This is a genomic window from Mangrovibacter phragmitis, assembly GCF_040429585.1.
GTDB classification, from domain to species: Bacteria; Pseudomonadota; Gammaproteobacteria; order Enterobacterales; family Enterobacteriaceae; genus Mangrovibacter; species Mangrovibacter phragmitis.
Map to the genome: position 1 here is coordinate 3,938,310 of NZ_CP134782.1, position 16,317 is coordinate 3,954,626.

A 16,317-nucleotide genomic window follows, 5' to 3' on the forward strand; every position below is an offset into this window, starting at 1 on the left:
CACTTGTGAAACAGCTTGTTTGCAGGCTGTTTCAACGATAAAAAGCCGGATTATCCGGCTTTATTTATTATTAATTTCCCCTGCACACGCTACAAAAACACAGACAGGAGTTGTATTAATACAGTTACAGCCCTTTCACCACTGCCTTTATTGCACCGGCAAAACGGACCATACCATCTTCTATATCTTTATAATCAATAACCAAAGACGGGGCCAGACGAATCACATCCGGGCCAGCGTTAAGGATCATCAAATCATTCGCGGCGGCTGCATTCAGTACATCACGCGCCCGGCCCTTATATGCTGCACTTAATTCGGCGCCAATCAGTAACCCCATCCCACGGATATCACTGAAAACAGCATATTGTTCATTAATCTGCTGCAGGTGTTTTACGAACAACTCGCGTTTCGCCATAACGCCATCCAGTACTTCCGGCGTGTTGATAATATCGAAAGCTGCCCCTGCTACCGCACACGCCAGCGGATTACCGCCATAGGTTGAGCCATGCGAGCCAACATGGAAAGCCGATGCAATCTCTTTTGTTGTCAGCATCGCACTGATTGGGAACCCACCGCCAATTGCTTTAGCACTGGTCAAAATATCGGGAGTCACATCATAGTGCATGTAAGCAAACAGCTTGCCAGTACGCCCCATACCACATTGAACTTCATCAAACACCAGCAAAGCCTGGAATTCGTCACACAGCTCACGCAGGCCTTTCAGAAACTCAGGTGTGGCCGCCATCACACCACCTTCTCCCTGAACAGGTTCCACCACGACAGCACAGGTGTGGTCATCCATAACGGCTTTCACCGCATGTAAATCATTAAAAGGCACATGAACAATATCTGCTGGTTTCGGCCCAAAGCCATCTGAATATTTAGGCTGCCCCCCTACAGAGACAGTAAATAAAGAACGACCATGAAAAGCATTATGAAAAGCGATTATTTTCGTTTTATAAGGGCTGTGGCGCGTGGACGCATAGAAACGAGCCAGCTTAAAGGCGGTTTCATTGGCTTCAGTGCCCGAATTCATAAACAAAACACGCTCTGCAAAAGTTGAGGCTATCAGTTTTTGCCCAAGCTTCAATGCTGGCTCATTAGTAAACACATTGCTGGTATGCCACAACGTTTCACCCTGCGCTTTCAGTGCTTCAACCAGCGCCGGATGGCAGTGCCCCAGCGCTGTAACCGCAATACCGCCTGCCAAATCAACGTACTCATTACCTTGCTGATCCCACACTCGGCTCCCTTTACCTTTTACCGGGATAAAGTTTGCGGGCGCAAAAATTGGAACGATAACGTCATCAAATGTAGAGCGGGTTACTGCGGGTTGTTCAGTTGCCATTTCATATCCACCTATGTTTAGCAGAAATGCGTAATGAAATTATAATCACAAAATATGCATAAAAAATCACTTAATGGCAATAAAAAATCAACGATTCAGGAAATTATTCAAAAGCGCATGGCCCTGTTCGCTAAGAATACTTTCCGGATGGAACTGTACTCCTTCAATATCCAGCAACCGGTGACGGATCCCCATAATTTCTTGTTGTTCCGTCCAGGCTGTCACTTCAAATACCTCAGGCAGACTCTCACGTTCAAGCAATAAGGAGTGGTAGCGGGTAACAGTCAGTGGATTATTCAGACCATGAAAAACCCCTTGATCATTATGGCGGATCGCAGATGTTTTCCCATGCATTACCTTCGCGGCGCGAACCACATTGCCGCCAAATGCCTGGCCAATCGCCTGGTGACCCAGACAGACGCCTAAAATCGGGCACCTGCCTGCATAATGGCGTATCGCTGACAGAGAAATACCAGCGTCATCTGGCGTACATGGTCCTGGAGAAATAACCAGCTTCTGTGGCGCGAGCTGGTCTATATCATCAAGGGTTATTTCATCGTTACGTTTTACCAGCACCTGCGCGCCCAGCTCACAAAAATACTGGTACAAATTCCAGGTGAACGAATCATAGTTATCAATCAGCAATAACATAGCAACTCCCGTTCTAAAAACGGGCATATTCTACCGGTTTTACCCTTGTGAACGGGGAAAATAACGCCATGATGCAGAAAAAGCTGGAGGGGCGAAGCAGGTGTTACTTTCCCGCTTCGCACAAGCAGATTATGGCAGCACTTTAGCTGAGAGGATCACAACAGGCTTAGAGGGAACATTTTGGTAAGGGCCAACATTATGGGTAGGTACCTGAGCGATTTTATCCGCTACATCCATGCCTTTCACCACCTTGCCAAAAACAGCGTATCCGTAATCACGCTGGCCATGGTTTAAAAATGCATTGTCCGCCACATTGATAAAGAACTGGCTGGTTGCACTGTCTTTATCTGCCGTCCTCGCCATCGCTATTGAACCACGCGTATTACGTAACCCATTGTCGGCTTCATTCTTAATTGGCGGTTTCGTGGCTTTTTGCGTCATATCCACATTAAAGCCCCCACCCTGAATCATAAACCCTGGAATCACACGATGAAAAATCGTGTTGTTGTAAAAGCCACTATTGACATAATCCACAAAGTTTTTCACCGTCACTGGCGCTTTTCCGCTATCCAGCACTAGCTCGATATTCCCGGCCGACGTTGTCAGCAGCACATGAGGATCCCCTTTTGCCGCGAGTGCAGAAGAGGAAATCGAAGTCAGGGCAAAGACAGCCGTAACGGCCGCCAGAGTCGATTTCAGCATGAATGGTTTCCTTTACAAGCAATAAAAAATGCAATGAAACGATTCTAAAGAGCCACCTGCCGACAAGCCAGCCATTTACTCTTTTTTACGTAACAGAATACATACCCCGGCAGTAACACCCTCCAGGGTCACTCTGTATGTTTCAATTGCATCAATAAAAACAATGCACTGATTTTATTTAATAAAAATGTACATACTCATCGTATTTTCCCGGTGGTATGGGCAATCAAATACCGCATATCCGGCGTTTCACTCTTCAACTGGGTGTATGTCAGGATTAATTGCCTGAAGGCTGCGGATTACCTGGCTGTGAAAAATCTACCAGTTCGCCTCCCTTATCCACCTGTACCCATGTCTGAGCAGGTTGCGTAGTGGTAATGATACGCCCATTACGGACAGACCAGCGCACCGGCACCTGCCGTCTTAGCGCATCAAAGCCATTCAGGGCTGGCAGAATTACCATGTTCGCCGGGTGCCCTTCCACAATACCGTAATCCGCAATACCCAGTGTGCGGGCACTGTTGTCGGTTATCAGCCGAATGCCCTCATCAATTTGCGGGTAGCCCATTAACTGGCAAATATGTAGCCCCATGTGCAACACCTGCAACATATTACCCGTTCCCAGTGGGTACCATGGGTCGAAAACGTCATCATGACCAAAGCAAACATTAATGTCCGCCTCCAGCATCTCTTTCACCCGGGTTATCCCACGGCGACGCGGGTAGCTGTCAAAGCGCCCCTGCAAATGAATATTCACCAAAGGATTTGCCACGAAATTAATCCCGGATAATTTCAAGAGCCTGAATAAGCGAGACGTGTAAGCACCATTGTAACTGTGCATGGCCGTAGTGTGACTTGCGGTGACGCGCTCCTTCATACCCAACTTCAGTGCCAGCGCAGCCACCGTTTCCACAAAGCGCGATTGCTCATCATCGATTTCATCACAGTGGATATCCAGTGGCCGGTCGTATTTCTCCGCCAGCGCAAAGGCAGTATGCAAAGACTCCACACCATATTCACGGGTGAATTCAAAATGCGGGATAGCTCCCACAACATCAGCGCCCATCACCAAAGCTTCCTCAAGCAAAGCGGCACCATTGGGATAAGACAGAATACCTTCCTGCGGAAATGCGACCAGTTGCAAATCAATCCAGGGCGCGACCTCCTGTTTTACTTCCAGCATGGCTTTCAGCGCAACCAGACCAGGGTCAGAAACATCCACATGACTACGTACATACTGGATCCCGTTTGCCATCTGCCATTTCAGCGTTTTCCACGCCCGCGCTTTTACATCTTCGTGGGTCAGTGTTGCCTTGCGCTCTGCCCAACGCTCAATGCCTTCAAATAAGGTTCCCGATATATTCCAGGCTGGTTCACCTGCAGTTTGTGTGGTGTCGAGATGAATATGAGGTTCAACAAAAGGAGGAAGTGCTAATCCGCCATGAGCATTAAGGACATCGTGGCTTCCATACACACGAGTTTCCGTCATGGGCGTTATTGCTCCAAACCGCCCGTTTTCAATAGTAATTTGCCACAAACCTTCACGCCCTGGCAGGCGCACATCCTGAATGAACCAAAACGTAGCTGGTGCCATATACCCTCCGGATGAATACATATTGAAAAACAGACAGCAAATATGAAGTTATCATGCCTTTTCGTTACAGGCACAACGCATATTCACTATGACGTGCAACAATAGCGCCTTACCACTTTATGTAAAAACCCGGGCATCACTGAAGGGAGCCGACAGTAAGTTACCAAACACCCGGCAAGACAACTTGCAGGCAAAATAACAGGAAGGAAAAGCATCAGGGATTACAGAAAAACCAACAAATTCAATGATTTTTTATCTGTATATTATTGATAGTTTAACGTATTCCCATCTGAATACTGAACTCATATTTAGGGGGCAGGGATCTGTACGCTTTAGTACGGCTATGAGATAGTCTTCGCCTTACTGTCAAAAATGCTTATCGCACTGGCCCGCGCAAGCGGGAGGAACGAGGAACTGCTGTGGATTATTTGCCTATTTTTTGTGAGCTGAAAAACCGCGATTGCCTGCTGGTTGGCGGAGGAGATGTCGCTGAGCGTAAAGCCAGGCTACTAATGGATGCAGGAGCCAACGTCATCGTCAATGCCCGGGAATTTACCCCACAGTTCACTGTTTGGGCTGAGCATAAGCAGTTGTCACTGGTTAAAGGTGATTTCTCACCTGCGTTAATGGATAGCAGTTGGTTGGTGATTGCGGCAACAGACGATGACCAAACCAATCAGCACGTTAGTCAGGAAGCAGAACGGCGTAAGCTTTTTTGTAATGTTGTCGATGCCCCTAAACGTGCGTCATTTATCATGCCGTCGATTATTGACCGCTCCCCCATCATGGTAGCGGTTTCCTCCGGTGGTACAGCACCTGTTCTTGCCCGGTTGCTGCGCGAAAAGCTTGAAGCTGTATTACCTCAACACCTAGGTAAGGTGGCCCAATTTGCCGGTCAGTTGCGTCAGAGAGTCAAAGATACTTTCACAACAATGGCTGAGCGTCGTCGTTTTTGGGAAAAGTTGTTCGCCAATGACCGAATTGCGCAATCTCTGGCAAATAACGATCCGGCCGCAATCCATTCGCAAACCGAAACATTATTCTCTACACCACTGGATAACCAGGGCGAAGTGGTTCTGGTTGGCGCGGGTCCTGGCGATGCCGGGCTGCTCACGCTTAAAGGATTACAGCAAATCCAGCAAGCCGATATTGTTGTGTATGACAGGCTGGTTTCTGATGATGTGATGAAACTGGTCCGCCGCGATGCTGACCGGGTATTTGTGGGCAAACGGGCGGGTTATCACTGCGTACCACAAGAAGAGATTAACCAAATATTGCTCAGAGAAGCGCAAAGTGGGAAACGTGTTGTCAGGCTAAAAGGTGGCGACCCGTTTATTTTCGGGCGAGGTGGCGAAGAGCTGGAAACGTTATGTGAGGCAGGGATTCCATTCTCTGTCGTTCCGGGTATTACTGCAGCTTCTGGTTGTTCCGCCTACTCAGGTATTCCACTGACTCACCGTGATTATGCGCAAAGTGTCCGCCTGGTTACCGGACACCTTAAGTCCAGTGGTGAAGAGCTGGACTGGGCCAGCCTTGCTGCAGAAAAACAGACACTGGTATTTTATATGGGACTAAACCAGGCGCCGGCTATTGAAAAAAACTTACTTGCTTGCGGGATGCCGTCTGAAACCCCCTGTGCTCTGGTAGAAAAGGGGACGGCGACTACACAGAAAGTGGTGCAGGGTACACTGGAACAACTGGCTGCTCTTGCTCAACAAGTGCAGAGCCCAAGCCTGATTATTGTTGGGCGTGTTGTTGGTCTACGGGAAAAATTAAACTGGTTCAGCAACCATTAAGCAAAAGCCCCCGGATGGGGGACTGAGTCTGATGACAAACCTCATGTTCGCACAGAACAAGAGGAAGTCATCCAATAAAAAACAAAAAAAATCAATTCATTGATTTTCGGCTGCTAACTAAAAAGAAGGAAAAGCCAAGCTTTTCCTTCTTTTTCATCAATCTGAAATCTCCGGATGGAGCTTCATTTTAAGGTTTAGCAACGAAACCAATTGCTTCGTACACTTTCTTCAAAGTTTCTGCTGCCTGGGCCTGTGCTTTCTTCGCTCCATCCCGCATAACTTGCTGCAAGAAAGCCTCATCATTCCGATAGCGATGGAAACGCTCCTGAAGCTCGCTCAGCATACCTGAAACGGCATCGGCAACCTCACCTTTGAGGTGACCATACATTTTGCCTTCAAAATGTTGTTCCAGCTCAGGAATACTCTGCCCGGTAACAGCAGACAAAATATCCAGCAAGTTAGATACACCAGCTTTATTGGCAACGTCATAACGAACAACAGGCGGCTCATCAGAGTCAGTTACCGCACGTTTGATCTTCTTAACCACTGATTTAGGATCTTCCAGCAATCCGATCACATTGTTGCGGTTATCATCGGACTTGGACATTTTTTTGCCCGGCTCAAGCAGTGACATAACACGAGCGCCAGATTTAGGAATAAAAGGTTCCGGCACTTTAAATACATCGCCATAAATCGCGTTAAAGCGCTGCGCGATATCGCGGCTCAATTCGAGATGCTGTTTTTGATCCTCACCAACCGGTACCTGGTTAGTTTGGTAAAGCAAAATATCAGCCGCCATCAGAACCGGATAATCAAACAGGCCAGCATTAATATTTTCGGCATAACGCGCAGATTTATCTTTAAACTGCGTCATGCGGCTCAGTTCACCAAAATAGGTGTAGCAGTTCAGCGCCCAACCTAACTGTGCATGTTCCGGTACGTGAGACTGAACAAAAATGGTGCTTTTTTCCGGATCAATACCACAGGCAAGATACAGAGCCAGAGTATCAAGTGTCGCTTTACGCAGTTTCTCAGGATCCTGGCGGGCCGTAATGGCGTGCAGATCCACAATGCAATAGATACAGTGGTAATCATCCTGCATGTTCACCCACTGACGCAGTGCACCCATATAGTTACCAATAGTTAATTCACCTGATGGTTGTGCACCACTAAAAACGATGGGCTTACTCATTTTTTCATTCCTGATTGTCATTGTGCGGGAGCCCAATAATGGGCAGGAGATCACTGAAACGATCACAAACAAAGTCAGGCTGACTTAACGTGATCGATTCACCATAGTTGTAACCATATGTCATGCCAGCAACGCTGACAGTAGCGGCTTTTGCGGCCTGGATATCATTGCGTGAATCCCCCACAAAAAGTAATTCATGAGGATACAGACCCAGTTTACCCAGTACCAGGTAAAGGGGAGCCGGGTGCGGTTTTTTGGCAGCGACATCATCACCACCGATAACCAGGTCAAAATAGTCAGCAATACCCAGTGTTTCCAGAATCGGCCGGACAAATGGCGTAGGTTTGTTGGTCACTATCGCCATTTTAACACCGTGCTCACGCAGAGTTTTCAAGGTATCCGCAACTGTCGGGAATAAATAACTGCCTTCCTCTGCATACTGGGCATAATACGTATCAAACAGGCGCCGCATCATTTCTGGCAGGCCATCCTGAGGTGATTTATCTTTCAAGGCCCAGGTGAGCGCTCGCTCAACCAGAATATCCGCGCCATTACCAATCCAGGTCGTCACACGGTCTTCACCTGCAGCCGGCAACTCAAGGGCATACAATGCGCTGTCAATGGCATCTGTCAGGCCTGGTGCACTATCAATTAATGTACCATCAAGGTCGAATGCGATGCCTTTAATACCTTCAAGCTTACCCATGGCTAACTTTTCCCAGCTCTTCACGCATTTGGTCAATCACTTGCCTGTAGTCTGGTTGCCCGAAAATTGCCGAACCAGCTACAAACATATCTGCACCAGCTGCCGCAATTTCGCCAATATTCTCTACTTTCACGCCACCATCAACTTCCAGGCGAATATCATACCCGGAAGCATCAATACGCTGGCGTACTTCACGCAACTTATCCAGTGTATGCGGGATAAAAGACTGGCCGCCGAACCCTGGATTCACGGACATCAACAAGATGACATCCAGCCTGTCCATTACATAATCAAGGTAACTGAGCGGCGTGGCTGGATTAAATACCAGACCGGCTTTACAGCCATGCTCTTTAATCAGTTGTAAGGTACGATCAATATGCTCGGACGCTTCCGGGTGAAATGTAATAATACTGGCGCCTGCCGCCGCGAAATCCGGGATTAACCGGTCAACAGGCTTCACCATCAGATGGACATCTATGGGTGCTGTTATTCCGTACTGACGCAGTGACTTCAACACCATTGGCCCAATAGTCAGATTCGGCACATAGTGATTATCCATCACATCAAAATGAACCACGTCTGCACCAGCAGATAAGGCTCTTGTGGTATCTTCGCCAAGACGGGCAAAATCCGCCGACAAAATTGAAGGGGCAATGAGATACTGTGTCATCCGCGTCTCCATTTTTAGAAATGCATTATGCGGCAGCGAAATTACTCAGACGTTATAGAGTGCCAGAAGTTCGTCTACTTTCTTGCGCGTGCCGCCGTTACTGCTGATGCTGCGCCGGACTTTTACAGGCAACAACGTACTTGCCAGCCTGTACCATTCCCGGGTCAATATTGTGTCATGATTAGAGATCAACACAGGAATGCGTTTTTGCCGCAACTTCTCAGCCAGAAAAGCCAAATTCTGTTGTTGTTCTACATTAAAACTGTTGGTGTGATACGCCGTAAAGTTTGCTGTTTCTGACAGAGGCGCATAAGGCGGATCGCAATAGACAACCGCACCTTTCATTGCCTTAGCCATGCTGGAATCATAAGACTCACAGACAAACTCAGCCCGCTGAGCTTTTTCCGCAAACAGAAACAATTCATCTTCGGGGAAATAAGGTTTCCTGTAACGCCCGAAGGGAACATTAAATTCACCACGCAAATTATACCGGCACAAACCATTGTACCCATGGCGGTTCAGATACAAAAAAAGTAGTGCCCGCTGAAATGGGTCCGTACTTTTGTTAAACGTGTCACGTAGTACGTAATAGCGTTCAGCGCAGTTGTTCTCTTGAACAAAAAAATTTTTAGATTCAGTAACATACTCCTCTGTACGTGTCTTGACGATGTTGTACAGACTAATCAAATCGCTGTTGATATCGGCGAGGAGATAACGAGAGTATTCTGTATTCAGGAAGACAGAACCCGCCCCGACAAAAGGCTCAATCAGGTACTCGCCTTCGGGGAGATGACGTTTAATGTCATCGAGCAGGGGGTATTTCCCCCCTGCCCACTTCAAAAAAGCGCGATGTTTTTTCATGCTGTATGACTAAATTACCTTCTCCCGCTGTGGAGAAGCTCCGACAGCATCCTGCGCTTTATACACTATTTAAGATCAGCCTGAACCTGATGAATGGGCTTGGTCCAGGGGTTTTTCGCTTGTACATCTGCCGGGAGCGATGACACTGCGCGTTTGGCATCATCGCGATTTGCATAAATGCCGCTTACCAGAACATACCAAGGTTGGCCATTACGCGTTGTTTTGTACACCACATAATCTTTAAGCTGCTCTTTCTTAGCCCAGTTTGACAAGTTGGCCTCGTTGGAAGAACTGCTTAATTGCAAAGTGTAATGACTACCCGGGGCTGATTTCAGGGCATTAATATTGCCAATAGTACCGCCCGAAGCTGCAGCAGGCGCGGGCGTAGTTTTTGCCACCGCCACATGTTCCTGGGTAGCAGGCGCTGCACGAACAGGCTCAGGTTTCTTCACAACCGGCGTGGGTTCGCGTGTTTTCACCGGCGCGGGTTCTGCGGCCCTGGCTGTTTTCTCCCTGGCTGAATGAGAAGGTTCAATGACCACTTCGCGGCGTGTCTTTGCCGGCTCATTGTGACGCACAGTGCGCTCTGGTGCAGCCACAGGTGAGGATTTACCATTCACAGGAGCGACCGTAGCAGGTTCTGTCGGCAGGGTTGAACCCGCAACAACGTTATTGATTTGCCCTTGTTGCTGAGTCAGCGCGGTATTGAGGTCACCCGGCACATCTACGCGTTGTTCAGCATTATTAGCAGACTGAGCAGGACCAATAGCCTGCGAAGGTGTTTCTGACACAGGCGGGACAGAAATTTCTTGTGGTGCACTGTTGCCCTGAGCAACCTGACCATTATTGTCCACTACGGGTGCAGGAGTACTACTTCCCTGTGAAGCAGAACCAGAAAGATCGATACTTTTTTCACCGCCAGAGGAGACCGTGGAGGATGAATCGCCGGGTGACTTAGGTGATTGCAGTGCAGAACCAATCCCCAAAATCAGCACCAGCAAAACCAGTATCCCCACCCCCATCATAATATGCTGGCGTGAAACTGGGCCTTTAGAAGGAGCAGACTTTATTTTTTTACGCTTAGGTGGACGACGCGTGGGTTGTTCCCCACTTTCATCAGCCTCATCATACTCCTGGGCATCGCTGTCACGTCGTGAACGCGATGGACGGCGCTCGTCTGCATCAACATCCACATCATCCATGTTGATACTGGGCTCATTGTCGTAGTCTGCAGACTGGCGTGAGCGGCCAGGATGACGGTCGCTGGGATCTGGTTTCAGACCGTCTTCCGGTTTTAATTCATCCATTTAACACCCCATTCAAAGGCGAAGAGTGTTAATACCTCACTCGCCCGAAGTTAAAGGCCACTTTGGGTGGCTAATCTCATGTCTTTGTAATCACGCCTGCAGGCAATCTGTGATAGCACTGAGAACAAGGTCGTGCGCAACGCCTGCCCGTACTTCACTTTTACCAATAGCCAACGGAAGAACCAGGCGTAGTTCTCCCGCCAGAACTTTCTTATCCCGCATCATATGCGGCATATATGCAGCTGGTTCCATGCTTTTCGGGCCGGTTACCGGCAGCCCTGCTCGCTTAAGGAGTGTAATGATACGTACCGTATCTGCTTCACTAAACTGCCCCAGGCGTTGAGCAGTACGAGCAGCCATTACCATTCCCGCAGAAACCGCCTCACCATGCAACCAGTTTCCGTACCCCATTTCGGCCTCAATGGCGTGTCCGAAAGTATGACCAAGGTTAAGTAAAGCACGTTGACCGCTTTCGCGCTCATCAGCGGCCACAACTTCTGCTTTCAGTTCACAGCAACGGCGAATACAGTAAGACATAACCACAGGATCCAGTGCCACCAAAGCATCCAGGTTATTCTCCAGCCAGTTGAAGAAATCGGCATCAAGAATAATCCCGTATTTAATCACTTCAGCAAGACCAGATGCTAATTCTCGGGGAGGTAATGTTTTCAGACAATCGATATCAATGACAACTGACGCCGGTTGATAAAAAGCGCCAATCATATTTTTTCCGAGGGGATGGTTTACTGCTGTTTTACCGCCAACAGACGAATCAACCTGGGAAAGCAACGTTGTGGGAACCTGAATAAAACGGACACCGCGTTGATAGCTTGCTGCAGCAAAACCGGTCAAATCACCAATAACACCGCCTCCCAGCGCTACTAAGGTGGTATCCCGACTATGGGGTTTTTCAAGCAATGCGGTAAAAACTGAGTCAAGTACTGACAGGCTCTTATACTGTTCACCGTCTGGCAGGATAACGACATCAACGTTAACCCCTGCCTGTTCAAGCATGTGCCGAACCCGGTCAAGATAAAGTGGTGCCAGGGTTTCATTTGTAACAAGCATCACTTGCTCACCTGATTTCAGGGGCCAGAAAGAAGCGGATTCATTAAATAACCCTGATGCGATGGTAATTGGGTAGCTGCGCTCCCCTAATGTCACCATTAACCTTTCCATGACGCTGTTACCTTTTGTTGTGTATTACCCCAGCCGGGTTACGTTTACATCAACTGAAATTAGTTACTTTCCAGCATGTTAATTATTTGATTAGCAACAACCTTCGCGCTTTGATCGTCAGTGCGAATGACAACATCGGCAATCTCTTCATACAGAGGATTACGCTCATCCGCTAACGCTTCGAGAACTTCCCGAGGGGGCATGTCTACCTGGAGTAACGGACGTTTTTTGTCACGTTGCGTACGCGCCAGTTGTTTTTCAATGGTGGTTTCCAAATACACCACAACACCGCGCGCAGAGAGACGATTACGCGTTTCACGAGACTTCACAGACCCGCCGCCGGTAGCCAGGACGATACCCTGCTTTTCGGTCAGCTCATTGATAATTTTTTCTTCGCGCTCGCGAAAACCCTGTTCGCCTTCAACGTCAAAAACCCAACCGACATCGGCTCCAGTACGTTTCTCAATTTCTTGATCGGAATCGAAAAATTCCATATTGAGCTGTTGAGCCAATTGCCGCCCAATAGTGCTTTTGCCGGCACCCATAGGCCCAACCAGAAAGATATTGCGTTTCTCTGCCATTTTTTCGGTACTACTAAGACAATTCGTTAATGATAAACCCACCATGCAACGTCCGGGCATGGCAGGAAATGAACTGAAACCTCTTATGCGATAGTGCGAGAGTCAGACTAAAAATTATCTCAACACTCAAGGTGGTTTGGCAACCGAATAAATTACTACTTCGCGGATATCCCCAGAACAAGCACTGAGCCTGAAGCGGCCCTGCCCCACCTAAAACCGGTACATCTTGTATGATAATTCCAGCCTCAGGTCAAACACCATGACGGGTTTAACTAAACTTATTTGTATACATCTTTTATTTGTCAGATTTCTGCCAGATGGGTGGTGATAAAAACAACCAGCTCCCGACGCTCATCTTCTTTTATTTGATGACGGAATAAACCGCCAATCAATGGAATGGATCCAAGAAAAGGAACCTGAGCCACACCATCACGTTGTTTATGCTGAAAAATACCACCAAGAACGATGGTATCGCCATGGCGTACATCAATTCGGGTTTCTATTTCCTGTTTATCTATAGCCATAACGTCGCCCTCAGCACGCTGTAAAACCTGCCCAGGGGCATTCTGAGTGATACGTAAATTCAGGCGGACTCGTTTATCCGGCAGAACCACAGGCGTTACCTCAAGCCCCAAAACAGCTTCTTTAAATTCAATAGTAGCAGCCGAAGAATCCGTACCTGAGGTCTGGTAGGGAATTTCACTCCCTTGCTTAATACTGGCTGGTTGCTGATGTGCGGTAATCAGGCGTGGGCGGGCAATAATATCCAGTTGCTGGCGTTGTTCGAGGGCTGACAGTTCCAGCGCCAATAAATTACTGTCGACCCGACCAATATTGAACCCAAGGCTGGTAGTGCTGCTGCCCGTAACACCTAACTCTGCAGAGCCTGAAACCTGCCGTGAGTTACCTTGCCACTTCACGCCCAGTTCCTGCAAACTTTGCTGATTAATCGTCACAATATGGGCCGCCAGCTCAACCTGGCCTAATGGTAAATCCAGTAACTCAACCAATGCCTGTATGCGCGCCAGTGCTGGTTGCGTATCATTTAACATCAGCCTGCTGGTACGCTTATCAACCACCATAGACCCGGAGCCTGACAGACCATTATCACCCAGTTCACGAATGGCAGCCGCTACCCGTTCGACATCAGCATGCTGTACAACAATAACAGCCTGTTTTTGCGGCAGGCGAGCCTGTTGTTGCGCTTTTTCTTCCCGCTGAGCCTGGCGCTGTTGACTGGCCCATTCACGCGTACTGATGCGCAAAATATTGCCCTGCACCTTCCCTTCCAGTTCCGCAATTTCAAGCACCACGGAAAGCGCCTGCTCCCAGGGAACATCCACCAACCGTAATGACACCAGCCGATCGCCCCCTTGCGCAATCACAACATTAAGCTTCCGGCCCTCAGCAAGTGCCTGTAACACCTGTGCCACCGGCACATGGTCAACCACCAGGGAAACTGGTTTGGCGCCACACCATGTTGACCACAAAAATACCAGGCTCACCAGCCATACTTTCATGTTTCGTTCCTCCCTGAGGGTAGTAAAATATGCTCCTGCGCCGAACATGCTGCTACCCGGCGTACTATCATTTGGTGTTCAGAAACTGGGCCAACACGCCAACTATCACCAAGCTCATCGCCCTCTATCACACGCAACCACTGCCCACTGCCGGTACGAATAATGCCTTGTAGCATCGCTCCCTGACGTACTACCCCCATAAAACGCCATTCATCCGGTACACCTGATGAACAGGTTGTTGCCAGTGGAATAAATGGATTTCGCAATTCACTACAGACCAGCGCAGGTACCCATAACATCAACAACATTATCTGACGCATCCATAATCTCCAGATCCAGCCTCACGCTAACCTGCTCACCCTCGTCCGCCTGCAACTGGAACCCTGGCAATTCGACAGGTTCACCAGCCAATGCCGGAAATAACTGCAAAACACCCTCCCAGGGCAAGGACAAACTCAGTTCACCTTTACGCTCACCTCCCGGCATCCCCCAGCGTAATAATTTCCCTCCCACATCTCGGGTAAAACGCTGGGCAGAAAATACCGTGACTGGCTGGCTGATACATAAATACTGTTGTTCCAGTTCTGCTACTTGCTGGCGTAATTGTAACCAGTGGGCCTGTTGTTGTTGCCATTGAGTACGCTGCATATTTAATTGCATAACGGAATCAGCAACCTGTTGTTTTACTGGCATCACCCAAACCAACCAGCCAATACCTGTACAGACTGCCATCAGCGCAAGCAAAAGCACGGCCTTTCTGGGGCCGGAAAGTGCCAGCCAGTGTTCAACTATCAACATCATCCTTCTCACCTTGCAGGGTAAATCCAAAGTGAATCTCGCCGTTACGCCGGGTGATATGGTTAACTTTTAGTTGGTCAACCCCTGGCAAGGCCGCCAGTACCGTTTCGCAGGCCAGTGTACCCTCAGCCGATAACCCAACCCCTTCAACTGACAAGGTGTTATGTTGTACAACCAGACGGGTAATCCAGGTATCTTCCGGTAACTGCTGACTGAGGTAGACCAGGCTCTGCCGCCAACGGTGTAATCGTTGTTGGCGCTTTTTCATAGTGTCATTGGCCTGGCGTATCTGAGCTAACCGGGTAAGCTTTGTTTCCAGCCCGACTACCGCAAGTTGCTGGTGGTTATATAAAGCAGGGAATGTGGAAGCCACATTCATATTGACACGTAAGCAGGTATGCAAAGGCAGAACAACAAGTACCAGGGTTATACCAACGCAACACAGTGCAATGAATGAGCGCCGCCCCCACAACCAGAACAAAGATTTACGCCGTTGGTCCCGCCACGGCAAAAAATTCAGCGATTCATTCATGCCGGATAACCCCCAAGCGCCAACCCCAATGCAATGACAAATGGGTCGATGTTTTCAGGTAAAGGAGGTGCAACCAAATGTAGCAAGCGATATGGATCCAGCCTCTCTTGTGGTTGTTCCGTTAGCACCTCCTGTGGCCCACAAAAATGAATATGTTCACTTTTACATCCCAACCGTTCCAATAAAGCAGGCACTTCCGGCACATCGGAAACCCGTGTTGCCCCCCATTGTTGGGGGCCATACCATAACCAGTCATGTTGGCTGCGATATATAACCCAGGAACTACCTCCCAGAAGAGCCTGATAAGGAGCCAGTGCCAGCGCATCAGGGGTAATTGCACGCAGGTGGCACTTGCTTTGGGTAAAATACTCTTGCAAACGTGCCACTACATCCGCCGGAGCAGTAGCAACACTGACACTCTTGCTGCCAGAATCAGTAGCAGTACGGGCAACATAGTCCCAACACAATTGACTGACAGGTATATCCAGTTGTTGTGCAGCCATTTGACCGATATAACGACAGGTATCAGTCTCGGTCATAGCCATAGCAGGTAATGACATTTGTTGTTGAAGCGTACGCCCGGTAGGGATCCCCACCCGAATACGATACCCGTAAGGCAGTGAGAGCCTTAACGCCGCCAGAGCTGAAACGACATCAGCGTGTGAAGGCTGTTGCGTATCGTCTGGTGAATGATGAGACACCGGCCATTCCCACCAGCCGCGTAATTGCCACCCATAACGCCGGTGTTGAACAGCCACCGCCCGGAGCCTGTCACGCTGAATATCAACCCCCACCTGCCACTGTGCTGCTGGACACATCTCATCTTCCTCCCTGACCTAAAAGTAAAAATGGCATATCAAAGCGCTCTTGATGCCTTTAT

At 48.7% G+C, this 16,317-nt stretch carries 17 protein-coding genes; 1 reads left to right on the top strand and 16 read right to left on the bottom strand.

Annotated elements, in window-relative coordinates; translation table 11 throughout:
* Positions 1-124: 124 nt before the first annotated feature.
* From MPHASIOC01_RS19215 to MPHASIOC01_RS19230, 4 genes are all read right to left on the bottom strand, one after another.
* Positions 125-1,348: an aspartate aminotransferase family protein gene (locus MPHASIOC01_RS19215; protein ID WP_353613080.1), complete on the bottom strand. Its 1,224-nt coding sequence runs from the start codon at positions 1,346-1,348 to the stop codon at positions 125-127.
* A gap of 87 nt (positions 1,349-1,435) precedes the next feature.
* Positions 1,436-1,999, bottom strand: a complete 564-nt coding sequence (gene pabA / locus MPHASIOC01_RS19220; protein WP_353613081.1) for an aminodeoxychorismate synthase component 2 — start codon at positions 1,997-1,999, stop codon at positions 1,436-1,438.
* Between the two features lie 129 nt (positions 2,000-2,128).
* Positions 2,129-2,701 (bottom strand): peptidylprolyl isomerase A, encoded by a 573-nt coding sequence (ppiA, locus tag MPHASIOC01_RS19225; protein WP_064597978.1) that lies wholly within the window; start codon positions 2,699-2,701, stop codon positions 2,129-2,131.
* Between the two features lie 277 nt (positions 2,702-2,978).
* Positions 2,979-4,295 (bottom strand): cytosine deaminase, encoded by a 1,317-nt coding sequence (locus MPHASIOC01_RS19230; protein WP_064597976.1) that lies wholly within the window; start codon positions 4,293-4,295, stop codon positions 2,979-2,981.
* Positions 4,296-4,714: 419 nt separating this feature from the next.
* Here MPHASIOC01_RS19230 and cysG point away from each other — a divergent pair, with 419 nt between their 5' ends.
* Positions 4,715-6,091: a siroheme synthase CysG gene (gene cysG, locus MPHASIOC01_RS19235; protein WP_353613082.1), complete on the top strand. Its 1,377-nt coding sequence runs from the start codon at positions 4,715-4,717 to the stop codon at positions 6,089-6,091.
* A 187-nt stretch (positions 6,092-6,278) separates the two neighbouring features.
* Here the strand turns inward: cysG and trpS are convergent, their stop codons facing one another.
* The 12 genes from trpS to MPHASIOC01_RS19295 all read right to left on the bottom strand — a co-directional run bounded on the left by trpS (position 6,279) and on the right by MPHASIOC01_RS19295 (position 16,255).
* Positions 6,279-7,283, bottom strand: coding sequence for a tryptophan--tRNA ligase (gene trpS / locus MPHASIOC01_RS19240; protein WP_064597972.1), 1,005 nt, complete (start codon positions 7,281-7,283; stop codon positions 6,279-6,281).
* 4 nt (positions 7,284-7,287) lie between these two features.
* Positions 7,288-7,989: a phosphoglycolate phosphatase gene (locus tag MPHASIOC01_RS19245; protein ID WP_064597970.1), complete on the bottom strand. Its 702-nt coding sequence runs from the start codon at positions 7,987-7,989 to the stop codon at positions 7,288-7,290.
* Positions 7,982-8,659 (bottom strand): ribulose-phosphate 3-epimerase, encoded by a 678-nt coding sequence (gene rpe / locus MPHASIOC01_RS19250; RefSeq protein ID WP_353613083.1) that lies wholly within the window; start codon positions 8,657-8,659, stop codon positions 7,982-7,984. The genes MPHASIOC01_RS19245 and rpe overlap by 8 nt, the downstream gene beginning before the upstream one ends.
* Before the next feature lie 45 nt (positions 8,660-8,704).
* Positions 8,705-9,520, bottom strand: coding sequence for an adenine-specific DNA-methyltransferase (gene dam, locus MPHASIOC01_RS19255; RefSeq protein WP_064597967.1), 816 nt, complete (start codon positions 9,518-9,520; stop codon positions 8,705-8,707).
* Between the two features lie 65 nt (positions 9,521-9,585).
* Positions 9,586-10,827: a cell division protein DamX gene (gene damX, locus MPHASIOC01_RS19260; RefSeq protein WP_353613084.1), complete on the bottom strand. Its 1,242-nt coding sequence runs from the start codon at positions 10,825-10,827 to the stop codon at positions 9,586-9,588.
* 90 nt (positions 10,828-10,917) lie between these two features.
* Positions 10,918-12,006 carry a 3-dehydroquinate synthase gene (gene aroB / locus MPHASIOC01_RS19265; RefSeq protein WP_064597965.1) on the bottom strand — a complete coding sequence of 363 codons (1,089 nt, stop codon included), beginning with the start codon at positions 12,004-12,006 and terminating at the stop codon, positions 10,918-10,920.
* Between the two features lie 59 nt (positions 12,007-12,065).
* A complete protein-coding gene (gene aroK, locus MPHASIOC01_RS19270; RefSeq protein WP_036111171.1) occupies positions 12,066-12,587 on the bottom strand; it encodes a shikimate kinase AroK in 522 nt (173 codons plus the stop codon).
* A gap of 302 nt (positions 12,588-12,889) precedes the next feature.
* On the bottom strand, positions 12,890-14,107 hold the full coding sequence (locus tag MPHASIOC01_RS19275; RefSeq protein WP_353613085.1) for a secretin N-terminal domain-containing protein: 1,218 nt from the start codon (positions 14,105-14,107) through the stop codon (positions 12,890-12,892).
* Positions 14,104-14,427, bottom strand: a complete 324-nt coding sequence (locus MPHASIOC01_RS19280; protein WP_082917869.1) for a HofP DNA utilization family protein — start codon at positions 14,425-14,427, stop codon at positions 14,104-14,106. The genes MPHASIOC01_RS19275 and MPHASIOC01_RS19280 overlap by 4 nt, the downstream gene beginning before the upstream one ends.
* The gene (locus MPHASIOC01_RS19285; RefSeq protein ID WP_353613086.1) at positions 14,378-14,908 is read right to left on the bottom strand and encodes a hypothetical protein; all 531 of its coding nucleotides are present in this window, start codon (positions 14,906-14,908) and stop codon (positions 14,378-14,380) included. The genes MPHASIOC01_RS19280 and MPHASIOC01_RS19285 overlap by 50 nt, the downstream gene beginning before the upstream one ends.
* Positions 14,892-15,437 carry a PilN domain-containing protein gene (locus MPHASIOC01_RS19290; protein WP_064597958.1) on the bottom strand — a complete coding sequence of 182 codons (546 nt, stop codon included), beginning with the start codon at positions 15,435-15,437 and terminating at the stop codon, positions 14,892-14,894. The genes MPHASIOC01_RS19285 and MPHASIOC01_RS19290 overlap by 17 nt, the downstream gene beginning before the upstream one ends.
* Entirely contained in the window at positions 15,434-16,255 is an 822-nt protein-coding gene (locus tag MPHASIOC01_RS19295; RefSeq protein ID WP_064597956.1) for a hypothetical protein, read from the bottom strand. The genes MPHASIOC01_RS19290 and MPHASIOC01_RS19295 overlap by 4 nt, the downstream gene beginning before the upstream one ends.
* Positions 16,256-16,317: the final 62 nt, after the last annotated feature.

Bases quoted from the DNA above. Each gene is read 5' to 3' on its own strand.
- aroB (WP_064597965.1), bottom strand. From the start codon at position 12,006: ATGGAAAGGTTAATGGTGACATTAGGGGAGCGCAGCTACCCAATTACC.
- rpe (WP_353613083.1), bottom strand. From the start codon at position 8,659: ATGACACAGTATCTCATTGCCCCTTCAATTTTGTCGGCGGATTTTGCC.
- MPHASIOC01_RS19215 (WP_353613080.1), bottom strand. From the start codon at position 1,348: ATGGCAACTGAACAACCCGCAGTAACCCGCTCTACATTTGATGACGTT.
- MPHASIOC01_RS19280 (WP_082917869.1), bottom strand. From the start codon at position 14,427: ATGCGTCAGATAATGTTGTTGATGTTATGGGTACCTGCGCTGGTCTGT.
- MPHASIOC01_RS19290 (WP_064597958.1), bottom strand. From the start codon at position 15,437: ATGAATGAATCGCTGAATTTTTTGCCGTGGCGGGACCAACGGCGTAAA.
- trpS (WP_064597972.1), bottom strand. From the start codon at position 7,283: ATGAGTAAGCCCATCGTTTTTAGTGGTGCACAACCATCAGGTGAATTA.
- MPHASIOC01_RS19230 (WP_064597976.1), bottom strand. From the start codon at position 4,295: ATGGCACCAGCTACGTTTTGGTTCATTCAGGATGTGCGCCTGCCAGGG.
- damX (WP_353613084.1), bottom strand. From the start codon at position 10,827: ATGGATGAATTAAAACCGGAAGACGGTCTGAAACCAGATCCCAGCGAC.
- dam (WP_064597967.1), bottom strand. From the start codon at position 9,520: ATGAAAAAACATCGCGCTTTTTTGAAGTGGGCAGGGGGGAAATACCCC.
- MPHASIOC01_RS19285 (WP_353613086.1), bottom strand. From the start codon at position 14,908: ATGATGTTGATAGTTGAACACTGGCTGGCACTTTCCGGCCCCAGAAAG.
- pabA (WP_353613081.1), bottom strand. From the start codon at position 1,999: ATGTTATTGCTGATTGATAACTATGATTCGTTCACCTGGAATTTGTAC.
- MPHASIOC01_RS19245 (WP_064597970.1), bottom strand. From the start codon at position 7,989: ATGGGTAAGCTTGAAGGTATTAAAGGCATCGCATTCGACCTTGATGGT.
- aroK (WP_036111171.1), bottom strand. From the start codon at position 12,587: ATGGCAGAGAAACGCAATATCTTTCTGGTTGGGCCTATGGGTGCCGGC.
- MPHASIOC01_RS19275 (WP_353613085.1), bottom strand. From the start codon at position 14,107: ATGAAAGTATGGCTGGTGAGCCTGGTATTTTTGTGGTCAACATGGTGT.
- MPHASIOC01_RS19295 (WP_064597956.1), bottom strand. From the start codon at position 16,255: ATGTGTCCAGCAGCACAGTGGCAGGTGGGGGTTGATATTCAGCGTGAC.
- ppiA (WP_064597978.1), bottom strand. From the start codon at position 2,701: ATGCTGAAATCGACTCTGGCGGCCGTTACGGCTGTCTTTGCCCTGACT.